Source organism: Sphaerisporangium album, from assembly GCF_003323745.1.
Taxonomy (GTDB): Bacteria; Actinomycetota; Actinomycetes; order Streptosporangiales; family Streptosporangiaceae; genus Sphaerisporangium; species Sphaerisporangium album.
Window position 1 is genome coordinate 526,921 of record NZ_QOIL01000003.1, and the last position, 14,381, is coordinate 541,301.

The following is a 14,381-nucleotide window of genomic DNA, read 5'->3' on the forward strand; positions in this document are numbered from 1 at the left end:
CGCCCCCGGGATTCGCAAGGTGACGATCCGGATACGGTCCGCCATGCGCCGTGGTCGCGGCACCGGCATCGCGACGGCGGGTTGTACGCCCGTGTCCCCGCCATAGAACACGTTCTAGAATTCTCCGAGCAGCTGCCGATCGAGCCTCTGGGTGGTCATATGGAAATCAACCTCGTCGACCAGGACCATTACGCCCGCGACGGCGCGCCGCACGAGCAGCTCAAGTGGCTGCGCGACAACGACCCGGTCTTCTGGCACGAGGGTGACGAGCAGCGCGGCTGGCCGGGGTTCTGGGCGATCACCAAGCACGAGGACGTCGTCCACGTCTCCCGCAACTCGGACCTCTTCTCCTCCGCCAAGAAGCTGGCGCTGTTCAACGAGGTCCCCGAGGAGCAGCTGGAGCTCCAGCGCCTGATGATGCTCAACCAGGACCCGCCGGAGCACACCCGCAGGCGGTCCCTGGTCAACCGCGGCTTCACGCCCCGGCAGATCAACGCCCTCGAAAGCCACATCCGCGACATCTGCCACGGCCTCATCGACGAGGTCGCCGGGAAGGGCGCCATCGACTTCGTCACCGACGTCGCCGCGCCCCTCCCCCTGTACGTCATCTGCGAGCTGCTCGGCGCGCCCGTCGAGGACCGCGACAAGCTCTTCCAGTGGTCCAACCGCATGATCGGCGCCGAGGACCCGGACTACGCCGGCGCGCCCACCGACGGCGCCGACGCCGCGATGGAGGTCTACGCCTACGCCAACAAGCTCGCCGCCGAGCGCCGCGAGCAGCCGCGCCCCGACATCGTCACCAAGCTGCTCCAGCCCGACGAGAACGGCGAGACGCTCAGCGAGAGCGAGTTCGACCTGTTCGTCCTGCTCCTGGTCGTCGCGGGCAACGAGACGACGCGCAACGCGGCGTCCGGCGGCATGCTCACGCTCTTCGAGCACCCGGACCAGTGGGAGCGCCTCGTCCGCGACCACTCCCTCACCCGCACCGCCGCCGACGAGATCGTCCGCTGGGTCTCCCCCGTGAACCTGTTCCGCCGCACGGCCACCCGGGACACCGTCCTGCGCGGCAAGCACATCAAGGAAGGGGACAAGGTGGTCGTCTTCTACTCGTCGGCCAACCGCGACGAGGACGTCTTCGCGGCCCCCGCGTCCTTCGACATCGCCCGCGACCCCAACCCGCACATCGGCTTCGGCGGCGGCGGCGCCCACTTCTGCCTGGGCAACCACCTCGCCAAGCTCGAACTGCGCGTGCTGTTCGAGGTCGTCACCGAGCGCCTGCCCAACCTGCGCCAGACCGGCGAGGCGAAGCGGCTGCGCTCCAACTTCATCAACGGCATCAAGACGCTTCCCGTGGAGGTGTGACGGCCGTCACCGCCGTCGCCGGGCCCCTTGCGGAAGTCCGGCCGTACCGGGGTCCGGCAGGTTAGGGGCCCCGGCTACGGCCCGCGCGTCTGCCCGCGGGCGGGCGCCGCACCTTACGATGAGCGCGCCCGATCATCCGTACCCACGGAGGCGCAGATGTCCCCCACGCTCACGGCCGGCGGCCCGCGCGGCGCGCGGATCGCCCACGGGCTCGCCGCGTCGTACGAAGAGCTGGCCTCCCTTCTGGAGGACCTCACCGGCGGCCAGTGGCGCGAGCCGACCCGCTGCGCGGGCTGGGAGGTGCGCGACGTCGCCGGGCACGTCACCGGACTCGCGTCCGACGTCGCAAGCGGCGCCGTCGGCAGCCGCACCGGCGACCAGCAGGCCGCCGACCTGCGCGAACTGTCCCCGCCCGCGATGGCGCAGAGCCTCAGGGGCTCGGCCGCCGCGATCGGGCGCTTCCTGGACGGGTTCGGCGAGGACACCTGGCGCGCGCCGAGCGGGATCGGCGCCGACACCTTCGAGCAGAGCTACCGGCGCCTGTGGAACGACCTGTACGTCCACACCGACGACATCCGGACGGCCCTCGGCCTGCCGTCCGGCCGCGGTCCCGCGCTGGCCGCCAGCGTCGCGCACATGGAGGACCGGCTGAAGCGGGCCGGCTTCGGCCCCGCCCGCGTCCTCCTCCGCGCCCCCGACCCGACCACGGACGGCACCGCGGACGGGGCTGCGGACGGGGCTGCGGACGCCGTGCTGGAGCTCGTGTTCGGAGAGGCGGACGACGCGCCGGCGACGCCCCTCACCGACCCGCTGCGCTTCGTCCTCGTCGCCACCGGTCGCGTGGACCCGTCCGAGCTGGGCCTTCCGCCGGAGGTCAACATCTACCGGACGTACTCCGGACGCCCCTGACGCCGCCGACGCGGCGGGGCTACGCGACGAGATGTCCGGCCTTCGCCGAACGCCTCCGCCTCGCGGGCGCCTAGGGCGGTGACCACGAAGGCTCACCGGCTCGCCAGTGCGGTGACCGCACAGGTTCACCGGCTCGTCCGATTCCTTCGCCGGTGTGGGTCTTCGTATCCGGCGCCGGTCGGCGAGAAGGGACGACGGTGATGTCGGCGCCTTCGTGCGGCGAGAACCCGGTGAACGTTCGTGCTCACAGCACCAGCTGTACCGGCGCCGTATCGACCCGTTCAGGGACCCTGTAGCGACCCTGTATCGACCGGGACCGGCCGCGGACTACTCCCGGGGACGTACAGGAGGGGCGGGCCCGCGGTCCCGGTGGCGTAGGCGGTCGGCCTCTGCGAGGGGGACGCCCCGGGACGGCGATTGGGACACCATCCACGGTGACCACCTAATGAAGCCTAGAAAAAGGGGGAACCGTGCGCAGGGTCTACGCCGTCCTCGCCGGCCTGCTGTTGCTCGCCGTGATCGCGCAGTTCTACTTCGCGGCCGTCGGCGCGTTCGACAAGCCGCAGGAGGACGGCTCGTTCAGCCTCCACAGCCTCACCGGGATGATGGTGATCCCCGTGCTGTCACTGCTGGCCACCATCGCCGCCGCCGTCGCGAAGGCCCCCGGCCGCCTGATCGGGATGACCATCCTGCCGCTCGGCCTGGTCATCGTGCAGGTGCTGATCATCGTGCTCGGCGACGCGCTCAACGACAGCGCCGACAACACCACCACAGGAAGCCTGGTCATCCTGGGACTCCACGCCCTCAACGGCCTCGCCATCATGGGCGTGAGCGGCATGGTGTTCCGCCAGGCACGCCTGCTCGCGGCGAGCACGACGCCCGCCCCGGGCACCGCCGCACGCGTCGCATGACGGTCGAGACGCTCCTCGTCCTCGACCTGCTCGCGGGGGTCGTGGCCACGGCGGGCTGGCTGGGCGCGGGCGCGACGGCGGCGGCACACCGCTCGCTCGTCGCCCTCCCCCTCGCCGCCCTGGCCCTGGCCGCGACCCTCGCCCGCTGCGCGCTGACGATCCCCCTCGCCGGTGCCGGCTGGTGGTTCGTCCAGGAGAAACTCAGCCTCACCCTGCCCCTGGCGCTCATCGGTGCCCTGACTGGGGCCGTCCTCGCGGTCCCCCGCCTGCTCGCGGCCACCCGCCGCCGCACGGCAGCATCCGCCGACGCGTCCGGCGGTTCCGGCGCTCCGGGTGGTCCCGGCGACGCCGCCGAAGCACCCGGCCTCACCGACTCACGCGCCCCCGCGCGGGTCGTCGTGCCGCTCTTCGGCGCGGGGTACGCCGCGGCGGCGGGCCCTGTGGTCTCGCTCCTGATCGGTTATCCCATGACGCCGGGCGCGGCCCTGATCACGGTGGCCCTCACGGCGGCGGCGATCCTGGCGACCTGGCGCATGGTGGCCGGACGCCTGCCCTTGGCGCGCGTGACCGTGGCCACGGCCGTCGCCGTGGGCCTGGCCGGCACCGGGCTGGCGTTCGTCCCGGCCGACGCGATCGACACCGGCGGCGGCCCCGCGAGCGCCCACTCCTCAGGCGCCACCATGCCGGAAATGTCGCCCAGCGCGATTTCCGGCGCACCATCTCATGCGATGCCCGGCATGCCCTCCGGCACCGTGACGAGCGCGTCGTCCCACACGGCCCCCGACCAGCCCGTGACCGCGTTCCGTGGCCCCTCCACGCCCGAGCCGGGAGGGACGATTCGCCGGTACGCCCTGACCGCGCGCACGGCGACCGTCCGGCTCGCCTCGGGGCGTCAGGTCGAAGCGTGGACCTTCAACGGCACCGTGCCCGGCCCTCCGATCACCGCCACCCAGGGCGACCTCGTCGAGGTGAAGCTGCACAACGCCGACATCGCCTCGGGCGTGACCCTCCACTGGCACGGCTACGACGTCCCCGCCGGCGAGGACGGCGTGCCCGGCCTCACCCAGGAGGCCGTCATGCCCGGCCAGGAGTTCACGTACCGCTTCCGCGCCCTACAGGCCGGCACGTACTGGTACCACACGCACGAGGTCTCCGACCTGGGCGTCCGCATGGGCCTGTACGGAACGCTGGTGGTGTCTCCGCGCCCCGCGTCCGGCGGCACCCCCGCCGAGACGACCGGCACCGGCACCGGCGAGACGTCCGGTACGCGCGCACGGAACGCCGTGGATCTCACCCTCCCGGCGCACACCTTCGCCGGTACGACCGCGCTCGGCGACCAGGACCGCCCGTTCACCCGGCAGGTCGCGCCCGGCAGCCCCGTACGCCTGCGGCTGGTCAACACCGACAACACGCCGCGCGGGTTCGCCCTCAGCGGCGCGGCGTTCCGGGTCGCGAGCATCGACGGCCGCGACCTGAACCGGCCGGGCGAGCTGAACCGGACGCGCCTGCGCCTCCCCGCCGGGGGACGCTACGACCTCGTCTTCCCCATGCCGCCCGGCCAAGCCGTCCTTCTCGTGGACGACCGCCCGGCCCTCACGCTCACGCCCGGTGGCCCGGCGCCGGCCGCTCCCGCCGAGAAGACCGCCGCCTGGCCGGAGTTCGACCCTCTGTCCTACGGCGGCCCGGCCCCGACGCCGTTCGGCGCGGATGACCGCTTCGACCGCCGGTTCACGATGGTCCTGGACCGGGGCCTCGCCTTCTCGAACGGCAGCCCGATGTACGCGCACACGGTCAACGGCCGCGCGTTCCCGTCCATCCCGACGCAGCTCGTCCGCAAGGGCGACCTCGTCCACATGACCGTGGTCAACAGGGGCCGCGACACGCACCCCTGGCACCTGCACGGCCACACGGTCCTGGTCCTGTCGCGCGACGGGCGCGAACCGTCCGGCTCTCCCCTGTGGATGGACACGTTCGACGTCCAGCCCGGCCAGGTCTGGGAGGTCGCCTTCCGCGCCGACAATCCGGGCATCTGGATGAACCACTGCCACAACCTCAGCCACGCGGACATGGGCATGGCCCTCCACCTCGACTACGACGGCGTGACGACCCCCTTCCACGGCGCACACGGCGGCTGACCAGAGGCCAAGCGCCCGCGGACGGCCCGGGGCGGCCGCCCATCGCCGACCACGTGGCAGGCCGGCGACGGGCGGACGGCCGCGAAACTCATGGCCGGGGCGGCGATTCGCGGGAGCGGTCAGGAGAAGCCGAGGCGGGCCAGGGGTTCGACCAGTTCGCGTTCCTCGTAGGAGAGGTGGGACAGCAGGGCGTCGGTGAGGAGGTCCACGGCGGCCTGGAGGGACTTCAGGCCATCGGGCTCGGTCACCAGCGCGACCAGCGCCCGGTCGACGCCTTCGAGGACGTCGTGGATCACGTGGTGTTCCCGCTCAAGCCGGTCGACCACCGGCGCGAGCTCGGGCATGGCATGGCGAAGGTGGGGGAAGACGCCGACGTCCTCCATGGTGTGGTGGGTGGTGACCACCCGGCAGTACTGCTGGCAGTAGACGCCGAGCGTCCAGTTGTTCTGCCGCATGGTCATCTCGTTGATCTGGGAGCGGGCCGTCCCGGGGTCCATCGTTCCGGCCGCCACCTGCTCGACGAGCCCGCGCAGCGTGCGCAGCTCCTCTCGGAGGTGGTCGTGCACGTCGATGAGGTGGCGGCCCGCGGCCTGCTCGTGCGCGGTGTAGCGGCGGTTCGGGTCGGGCGCGGGGCCGGTCGGGCGGGTCGTCTCGTCCCAGACCCGCACGTCGCTGAGCCGGGTGCCGTCGTCCGGGGTCGGCACGACCGCGAGCGCCGAGGTGGGGACGGCGGGCCGGACGCGGATGGCCGAGCTGGAGGAGGTGGACGAGGCGGTGGCCGGTGAGGCAGTGGCCGCCGAGGTCGCCTTCGGTGACGACGCGTCCGGCGAGGTCGCGGATACCACGGCCTGCTCCCGGTCATCGGCCGCGCTGCCCGGCCGTGGGTCGTCCGACGGCGGCGGGTCGGTCCGCCCGGCCCGCTCGGTCGCGACCAGCTCCTGGACGGCGGGGGCTACCTCGGCCGCGAAGCGGCGGATCACGTCCGGGTCGTCGCCTATCAGGATGTAGCCGCTCATGCCCTGCGTGAGGGTGAGTTCGGCGAGCTGCTCGGCCCACACGTGCGCGGGCCCGTCGAGGAAGCCGGTCCCGCGGCCGTCGAACGTGCCGCTGACGTTGTACAGCCGCCGCACGTCGGAGGGCTGGCGCCCGGCCTCCAGCGCGGCCTCGTCGATCATCGCGTTCATCGCGGGCAGCTCGCCAGGCCCCGCGTACGGGCTGCTGGGCAGCCATCCGTCGGCGAGCCGTCCGGTCAGCGCGAGCATGCGCTTCTTGTACGAGCCCACCCAGATGCCCACGTCGTGGGCCGGTGCGGGGCCGGGGTGGGCGCCCCATACGCGGTAGTGCGCGCCGTCCACGCGGACCGTCCCGCCGTCGGGCGACCATATCGCCCGGATGATCTCGATGGCCTCTTCCAAGGCATCGACGGCCTGGGCCGAGGTGAGCCGCCGTCCGCCCATCGCGGCCACGCCATCCCAGAACGCCCCGGCGCCGAGGCCGAGCTCCACCCGCCCTCCGCTGAGGATGTCGAGGGTGGCGACGCTGCGGGCGAGCACGGCCGGGGGCCGCAGGGGCAGGTTGGCCACGTTCGGGGAGACGCGCACGGTCGACGTAGCGGCGGCGATGACCGACAGCAGCGTCCAGGTGTCCAGGAACCGCGCCTGGTAGGGATGGTCCTGGACGGTCACCAGATCCAGGCCCACCTGCTCGGTCAGCCGAGCGAGCGCGACGACGCGATCGGCCTGGCCCGCGTCTGGGGTGATGAACGTTCCGAACAGCAGCTCGTGCCCGTAGTCGGCCATGTCGCTTCCCGTCGTCTCCGTCAAAGTAGTCGATGCACCGCAGATGTTATGCCAAACAGAAGAGTTGTCAAACAGAAGGTTTACCATCTCACCAATCCCCCGACCGAACCCCGCGCAAGGCGAAGGTCCATAGTGGCCGGGGCTTCGCGTCGATACGCTTGGAGCCCGCGGTCGACGTGCATGGAGGAGCTCATGGCGCCTGGCCCCCTGCAGCCGGGGGATCCCCCCGCGCTGGGCGCGTTCCGGCTCGTCGGGCGCCTCGGTGAGGGCGGGCAGGGGATCGTCTACGAGGGGCTGACCCCGGGCGGCGAGCGCGTGGCCGTCAAGGTCCTCAAGGGCGGCGCGGATCCGGACACCCGCCGCAGGCTGGCCAGGGAGTTGCAGTCGGCGCGCAGGGTGGCGCCCTTCTGCACGGCCCGCGTGCTGGCGGCCGACCTCGACCGGGCCGATCCGTACGTGGTCAGCGAGTTCGTCTCGGGCCCGTCCTTACAGGAGCGGGTGCGGGACGGCGGTCCGCTGCGGGACGGCGACCTCGACCGGCTGGCGATCGGCACGGCCTCCGCCCTCGCCGCCATCCACGGCGCCGGGGTCGTCCACCGCGACTTCAAGCCGGCCAACGTGCTGCTCGGCCCGGACGGCCCGCGTGTGGTCGACTTCGGCATCGCCCAGCCGCTGGACGCGAGCACGGCCCCTTCGGCGCTGTCGGGCACCCCGCCGTACATGGCGCCCGAGCAGCTCAAGGGCGTGCACGGGTCCCCTGCGGCCGATGTGTTCGCCTGGGCCGCCACCATAGTCTTCGCCGCGACCGGCCGCGCGCCGTTCGGCAGCGACACGATCGCCGCCGTCTTCAACCGCATCCTCACCCAGGACCCCGACCTGGGCGGCGTCCCCGAGAGCCTGCGCGCGACGCTGGCCACCTGCCTCGCCAAGGATCCGCAGGCACGCCCGTCGGCGCGGTCGCTCCTGGTCCGCCTGGTCGACCCGGGAGCCGCCACCGTCACCGTGCCCGAGGTCGGCCCGGTCCCGACCGCATACGTCCCCGCGGGCTGGGACGGCGCCGTTCCGGCCGGGCAGGTGACGGGTCCGCACGGCACCGGCCAGGCCGCGCATCACGTCCCGGGTCCGCCCGGTCCCGGCGTGGCCGGTCCGCACGGGCCCGGCGCGACCAGGGTGCTCCCGGCCGACCCCGGAGGCGCGACCACCGTCCGTGGCACCACAGTTCCCCAAGGAGCTGTCGGGACATATCCGGCGACGCCGTACCGCGAGCAGAGCACGCGAAGGGCCGGACGCGCCGTACCGCTGACCGTCGCCGCCGTGGCCCTCGCGGCGGTCGCCACGGCGGGTGTGCTGTATGCGAACGGGACGATCGGCGGCTCGCCCGGAGGAAGCCAGGGGACCGATCAGGCGGCATCCGGCGGGGCCACAGGCCAGGAAACGACGACGGCGTCGTCCTCGGCACCGGGCGCGACAGGGGAAGGGCAGGCGCCCGCTCAGGCGTCCGATCCGGCCAGCGCCTCGGAACCGGCGTCCGGGCCGACGTCGGCCGCGCCTCCCGTCCAGGGCGACGGCATTCCGGCGGCCTTCGCGGGGACCTGGGCGGGATGGATCGAGTCCCAGGACAACCGTAAGAACAAGATCAACCTGACCGTCACCCTGCAGGACGGACAGCGCACCGCCCAGTGGACGCACGACGCCTGCCGGCAGCAGGCCACGCTGACCCACACCACGAGCGCCACGGTGCTTCTGTTCACGGTGGAGCAGCAGGACCAGTGCTTCGGAGGGGACGTGACCCTCACACTCAAGGATCCCGGGACCTTGGACTATGTGGGTCAGGAGGGCTTAGGAGGGGTGGAGTACCACGGAAGCCTCCGCCGCCCCTGACCTTCAGCCGGTCCGCACCGCCCTGGGCGTTCCAGACCCGTCCGCGCCGCCCCGAGTGTTGGAGACCGGTCCGCGCGGTCAGGACCGGTCCCGCGTTCGGAACCGGTCCGTCATTTTCGCCGTTCAAGCCCCCGTCCGTGCCGTCCCTGATCGTTCAAGCGGCACGGAGTCGGCTTCTCAACCTGCGCGTACGATCTGGAACGAGTACGTCCCGGCCTTGGCCGCCGGTGACCTGACGACCAGCGCGTAGCGACCCGTGCCGCTCGCCAGGGGGATTTCGAACTCGTTGCCGCACAGCGGGTAAGGCTGACGGGCCTCGGCGACGCTCTTCTGGGCCGCGTCGAAGAGTTCCATCGCGATGTCGCCGCACTGTCCGCCGATGATCTTGATGGCGGTGGCGCCGTCCGCATCGAACTCGAAGCGGTCGATCCGCCCGGGCGGGTCCAGCCGTCCCGCTCCGGCCGGGCTGCCCTCACCGATCTTCAGGCCGATCGCCGCGGGGAACGTGCGCACCTTCACGGTCGCGATCCGGAAGCTGTACGGCCCGACGACGTTCGTGCCGCCCCAGACCTCCAGCCGGTGCCCGCCCACCTTGGTCAGCTTGAACAGCGAGGTGCCGTAGCTGAGGCTGGCGGGCGCCGGCCCCAGCGGCTCGCCGTCCACCTCCGAGAACACCTGGAACTGGATGTCGGCGCCCTCCATATCGGTGACCCAGAACTCCCGGGCGTCGCCCAGGTCCAGGGTGAACTTGTCCTTCTGCCCGGCACGGGTGAGCTCGGACGAGACCGTGCTGCCGTCGACCAGGGTGCCGCCGGGCGCGACAGGGGCCGCGGCCTTGTCGGCGGTTCCACTTTCGACGGGTGTGCTCTCGGGCTGGACCGGCGTGCTTTCCGTCTGCGCGGGGGTGCTCTCGACAGGCGTGCTCTCGCTCGGGACGGGAGTGCTCTCGACGGGGGCGGTCGTGGCGCCTCCGTTCACCTGCGCGGAAGGGGTGGCGTCACCACCCGAGCCTCCGACACCGGCGAGGCCGCACCCGGCGAGGGCGGCGAGCGCGAGGACGACGGCACCGTGCCGGACCGGTGCGAGAAGGCGCGATGCGGAGAAGTTCGTCATGCCCGTCATTCTTCGAGAACCCGCTTACAACGCGGTTGCCGCGCACTTTCCATTTCCGGCACAAATCCGCATCTTCCGGCGCAACTACGCAATATCGAGCTCCGGGTCACCTCGTCGGCATCCGTCCTCACGCGGACGGCGACGGTTCAGGCCCGCGAGCCGAGGAACACGCCGTCGCCGAACGGAACTCTGGGTTCTGACGATCCCCTGACCAGGACTCTCCGGGAGAACCTGGCCCACGCCCGGGAAGAGGGTTCCGCGGGTAGATAGTGGATGTCCCGCGGCTACTTGCCATGATTTTCCGGGGTATATGAGTATTTGCCCGTGACCGAGCGCATGCCACCGGGCGCCGCCGAGGTCGTCACCGGCCAGGCGGCGACGGACGGGAGCCGGGCCGAGACCATCGCGCCGCAGAACGGGTCCGGCGACCTGGACCGCACGCCCGGCGTTCCGGACGGCACTCCCGACGAAACTCCGCACGACGCGGACGTACGCCGCCGGGTGCCGAGGTTCGTCACCGATTTCGGCGACCGGCGGGCGCTGCTCATCTGGTTCGTGTCGCACGTCGGGTTCCTGATCTACACCTACCTGGCGGGGCCGGGGCGGACGACGGATCCGTTCCTCGACCGGCTGACACGATGGGACGCCGGGAACTTCATCGCCATCGCCGACTACGGCTACGACGGGCCGCCGGGCATGCAGGACAGCGGCAAGCTGCCCGCGTTCTTCCCCGGCATGGCGCTGCTGATCAGGATCCTACGGCCGGTCGTCCACGACGGGCGGCTGGCCACCGTCCTGATCTCCCTGGTGGCGAGCGCGGTCCTGGCGGTGGCGCTGTCGCGGCTGGCGGAGTCGTACCGGGAGGGCAGCGGCGGGTACGCCGTGGCCGCGCTGTTCCTCAGCCCGTTCGCCGCCTTCCTCTACACGGGGTACTCGGAGGCATTGTTCCTGGCGCTTGCGATCCCGGCGTGGGCGCTGGCCCGCAGGGGGCGGTGGGAGGACGCCGCGCTCTGCGCCGCCCTGGCCGCCGGCGTCCGCATCTCCGGGCTGTTCCTGGCCTTCGGCATCCTGGTCATGTTCCTGGTGGCCGAGAACGGCGGCAGGGCGCCCGGCGCCCTGCGCAAGCTGCCCTGGCTGGCCCTCCCCGGCGTGCCGGTGCTGGCCTACGCGTTCTACCAGTGGACCCGCACCGGCGACTGGCTGGCGTACAACTCGGTGCAGGACCAGTACTGGGGACGGCACACCGTCTGGCCGTGGGAGGCGTTCCTCAACACCCTCGACATGTCCGACGACGTTCCCTCGCTGACCACGTCCTACTACGAGGAGATCATCGCCGCCGCCGTGCTGCTGGTCGTCACCATCTGCGTGGCGGTCCGCCGCCGCTGGCCCGAGCTGGCGTACATGACGCCGCAGGCGCTGTCGTTCCTGACCATGTCCAGCTTCTACATGTCGGTGGGACGCGCGTCGCTCACCTGGTTCCCGCTGTGGATCGCGCTCGGCGTCGCGGGCGTGCGGAGGCCATGGGTCTGGTACGTCAGCATGGCCGTGATGCTCCCGGTCATGGCGATCAACGTCGGAAATTTCACCACAGGCGCCTGGATAGGCTGAGCGAAGCCGCCGCCGGGAACTACCAGGAGGAGTCCTGCTCCGGGTCGCTGCCCTCCGACAGGAGGCGGACGTCGGACTCGACCATCATCGCGACGAGCTGCTCGAAGGACACCGACGGTTCCCAGCCGAGCTGGACGCGGGCCTTCTTCGGGTCGGCGCACAGCAGGTCCACCTCGGCGGGCCGGTGGAGGGCCTGGTCGACGACGACGTACCGCTCCCAGTCGAGGCCGGCCGCCTCGAAGGCGGCGACGACGAGCTCGCGGACCGACCGCGTCTCGCCGGTGCCGATCACGTAGTCCTCGGGCGCGGCGGCCTGGAGCATCAGGCGCATGGCCTGGACGTAGTCGCCGGCGTAGCCCCAGTCGCGGCGGGCCTCCAGGTTGCCGAGGCGCAGGTCGGAGGCGAGGCCGAGCTTGATGCGGGCGGCCCCGAGCGTGACCTTGCGGGTGACGAACTCGGCGCCGCGCCGGGGCGACTCGTGGTTGAAGAGGATGCCGGAGACGGCGAACATGCCGTACGACTCGCGGTAGTTCTGGGTGAGGAAGTGCCCGTACGCCTTGGCCACACCGTACGGCGAGCGCGGGTGGAAGGGCGTGCGCTCGTTCTGCGGGGTCTCGCGGACCTGGCCGAACATCTCGGAGGACGACGCCTGGTAGAAGCGGATCTGCCCCGACCCGGGGCTGCGCGAGGAGGTGATGCCGGAGCAGACCCGGATGGCCTCCAGCATGCGCAGCACGCCCATGCCGGTGACCTCGGCGGTCAGCTCGGCCTGTTCCCAGGACATGGGGACGAAGGAGATGGCGCCCAGGTTGTAGACCTCGTCGGGCTGGACGCGTTCGACCGCGGAGATGAGCGAGCCCTGGTCGAGCAGGTCGCCGCGGACGAGCTCGACCTTCTGGAGCAGCCTGCGGACGCGGGCGACGCGCGGGTTGGCCTGGCCGCGGACGAGCCCCCAGACGTCGTACCCCCGGTCGAGCAGGTGCTCGGCGAGGTAGGAGCCGTCCTGCCCGGTGATGCCGGTGATCAGCGCACGCCTGGCCAACGGGTCCTCCTTGGTCTCCGGGCTAGGCGGCTTGGGTGGCTTCGCCCGAACTATGAGCTGTAAGACGCGAATGTACCTCCCTGGCTCCCGGCAAGCGCCATGGGCCGTTCACGATCACGCGGCCGACCACCCTAGAACCGGTTCTACCGAGCGGCGCTCGGTCGGGGTGACCGCCCAGTTCGCAGTACATAGGGGCGGTTTGAGGCACAATTCCATGTTAAGGGTGCGTCAGTTACCAGATGGTAGGGTCGCGACTAAGATCGGCCTTCGCGGTACACGTTCCACACGGGTACCGAGCACCGCTCTCGAAAGGGGTGTCCGTGCAGGTTCCAGACGACGGGCGAGAGCACGAGGCGTCCGGTGAGGGCAGGCTGCGCGTCGCCCTGCTGTCGTACCGGAGCAAGCCCACCTGCGGCGGGCAGGGCGTCTACCTGCGCCACCTCAGCCGTGAGCTCGTCGCGCTCGGGCACCACGTCGAGGTCATCTCCGGCCCGCCCTACCCGGAGCTGGACGAGGGCGTCGTGCTGAACAAGCTGGAGAGCCTCGACCTCTACCGCGACGAGGACCCCTTCCGCACCCCCGCACTCGCCGAGTACCGCGACTGGATCGACGTCCTGGAAGTCGCCACGATGTGGACGGCCGGGTTCCCCGAGCCGCTGACGTTCAGCCTGCGCGCGCTGCGCGAGCTGAAGAAGCGCCAGGGCGACTTCGACGTGGTCCAGGACAACCAGACGCTGGGCTACGGCCTGCTCGGCATCCAGAAACTGCTCCCCGTCGTCGGGACGATCCACCACCCGATCAGCGTGGACCGCCGCATCGAGCTGAAGGCCGCGCCGTGGCGCAAGCAACTCTCGCTGCGCCGCTGGTACGGGTTCGTCCGCATGCAGAGCATCGTCGCGCCGCGGCTGAAGCCGATCCTCACGGTCAGCGAGTCCAGCCTCGCCGACATCCACCGCGACTTCAACGTGCCGCAGAGCAGCATGCGGCTGATCCCGCTCGGCGTCGACACGCGGTACTTCCACCCGCGCCCGCACCTGCCCAAGCGCCCGGGGTCGATCGTGGCCGTCGCCAGCGCCGACTCGCCGATGAAGGGCGTCGCCACCCTGCTGCGCGCCGTGGCCAAGCTCGCCACCGAGCGCGACGTGAACCTGACCGTCGTCAGCAAGCCAACGGCCGGCGGCCCCACCGAGAAGCTGGTCCAGGAGCTCGCGCTCGGGGACCGCGTCCGGTTCGTCCACGGCATCTCGGACGACGAGCTGGGCGAGCTGATCGCCACCTCGGAGATCTCGGTCGTGCCGTCGCTGTACGAGGGCTTCTCGCTGCCCGCCGTCGAGCACATGGCGTGCGGGACGCCGCTGGTCGCCAGCCGTACGGGCGCGTTGCCCGAGGTCGTCGGGGACGCGGCCGTCCAGGTGCCGCCGGGCGACCCCGAGGAACTGGCCGCGGCGCTGCTGCGGCTGCTCGACTCGCCCGCGGAGCGCGAGCGGGTGGGCAGGGCCGGCTACGACCGGGTGATGGAGCGCTACACCTGGCACGTCGTGGCCAAGCGCACCGTCGAGGCCTACCGCGAGGCGATCGCGGCCCGCGAGATCGCGAAGGCGACGCGGTGAACCCCCGCGCG

10 protein-coding genes are annotated in these 14,381 nt (G+C 71.8%); 7 read left to right on the plus strand and 3 right to left on the minus strand.

All coding sequences use genetic code 11. The annotated features are described in order from the left end of the window. The first annotated feature begins 159 nt into the window (after window positions 1–159). From DQ384_RS07505 to DQ384_RS07520, 4 genes are all read left to right on the plus strand, one after another. Entirely contained in the window at window positions 160–1,362 is a 1,203-nt protein-coding gene (locus DQ384_RS07505) for a cytochrome P450 (RefSeq protein WP_114027949.1), read from the plus strand. 156 nt (window positions 1,363–1,518) lie between these two features. Beyond that, window positions 1,519–2,271 (plus strand): maleylpyruvate isomerase family mycothiol-dependent enzyme, encoded by a 753-nt coding sequence (locus DQ384_RS07510; protein WP_114027950.1) that lies wholly within the window; start codon window positions 1,519–1,521, stop codon window positions 2,269–2,271. A gap of 470 nt (window positions 2,272–2,741) precedes the next feature. Continuing rightward, entirely contained in the window at window positions 2,742–3,182 is a 441-nt protein-coding gene (locus tag DQ384_RS07515; RefSeq protein WP_114027951.1) for a DUF6220 domain-containing protein, read from the plus strand. After that, window positions 3,179–5,317 carry a multicopper oxidase family protein gene (locus tag DQ384_RS07520; protein WP_220182812.1) on the plus strand — a complete coding sequence of 713 codons (2,139 nt, stop codon included), beginning with the start codon at window positions 3,179–3,181 and terminating at the stop codon, window positions 5,315–5,317. Before DQ384_RS07515 ends, DQ384_RS07520 begins: the two co-directional genes overlap by 4 nt. Before the next feature lie 119 nt (window positions 5,318–5,436). Here DQ384_RS07520 and DQ384_RS07525 read toward each other — a convergent pair whose 3' ends face one another. After that, window positions 5,437–7,116, minus strand: coding sequence for an LLM class flavin-dependent oxidoreductase (locus tag DQ384_RS07525; protein ID WP_114027952.1), 1,680 nt, complete (start codon window positions 7,114–7,116; stop codon window positions 5,437–5,439). Window positions 7,117–7,308: 192 nt separating this feature from the next. Here DQ384_RS07525 and DQ384_RS07530 point away from each other — a divergent pair, with 192 nt between their 5' ends. After that, a complete protein-coding gene (locus DQ384_RS07530) occupies window positions 7,309–8,997 on the plus strand; it encodes a serine/threonine-protein kinase (RefSeq protein ID WP_181871079.1) in 1,689 nt (562 codons plus the stop codon). A gap of 177 nt (window positions 8,998–9,174) precedes the next feature. Here DQ384_RS07530 and DQ384_RS07535 read toward each other — a convergent pair whose 3' ends face one another. Then, complete coding sequence (locus DQ384_RS07535; RefSeq protein WP_114027954.1) at window positions 9,175–10,110, minus strand: hypothetical protein; 936 nt, start codon at window positions 10,108–10,110, stop codon at window positions 9,175–9,177. Between the two features lie 324 nt (window positions 10,111–10,434). Between DQ384_RS07535 and DQ384_RS07540 the strand changes: the two genes are divergently transcribed. Beyond that, the gene (locus tag DQ384_RS07540) at window positions 10,435–11,718 is read left to right on the plus strand and encodes a mannosyltransferase family protein (protein WP_114027955.1); all 1,284 of its coding nucleotides are present in this window, start codon (window positions 10,435–10,437) and stop codon (window positions 11,716–11,718) included. Between the two features lie 19 nt (window positions 11,719–11,737). Here DQ384_RS07540 and DQ384_RS07545 read toward each other — a convergent pair whose 3' ends face one another. Then, window positions 11,738–12,760, minus strand: a complete 1,023-nt coding sequence (locus DQ384_RS07545) for a GDP-mannose 4,6-dehydratase (RefSeq protein ID WP_114027956.1) — start codon at window positions 12,758–12,760, stop codon at window positions 11,738–11,740. Between the two features lie 320 nt (window positions 12,761–13,080). Here DQ384_RS07545 and DQ384_RS07550 point away from each other — a divergent pair, with 320 nt between their 5' ends. Continuing rightward, the gene (locus DQ384_RS07550; RefSeq protein ID WP_245966294.1) at window positions 13,081–14,370 is read left to right on the plus strand and encodes a glycosyltransferase family 4 protein; all 1,290 of its coding nucleotides are present in this window, start codon (window positions 13,081–13,083) and stop codon (window positions 14,368–14,370) included. The last annotated feature ends 11 nt before the right edge of the window (window positions 14,371–14,381 follow it).

Coding starts and splice junctions, on each gene's coding strand:
- DQ384_RS07505 (WP_114027949.1), top strand. CDS start 160: ATGGAAATCAACCTCGTCGACCAGGACCATTACGCCCGCGACGGCGCG.
- DQ384_RS07510 (WP_114027950.1), top strand. CDS start 1,519: ATGTCCCCCACGCTCACGGCCGGCGGCCCGCGCGGCGCGCGGATCGCC.
- DQ384_RS07520 (WP_220182812.1), top strand. CDS start 3,179: ATGACGGTCGAGACGCTCCTCGTCCTCGACCTGCTCGCGGGGGTCGTG.
- DQ384_RS07525 (WP_114027952.1), bottom strand. CDS start 7,116: ATGGCCGACTACGGGCACGAGCTGCTGTTCGGAACGTTCATCACCCCA.
- DQ384_RS07530 (WP_181871079.1), top strand. CDS start 7,309: ATGGCGCCTGGCCCCCTGCAGCCGGGGGATCCCCCCGCGCTGGGCGCG.
- DQ384_RS07535 (WP_114027954.1), bottom strand. CDS start 10,110: ATGACGAACTTCTCCGCATCGCGCCTTCTCGCACCGGTCCGGCACGGT.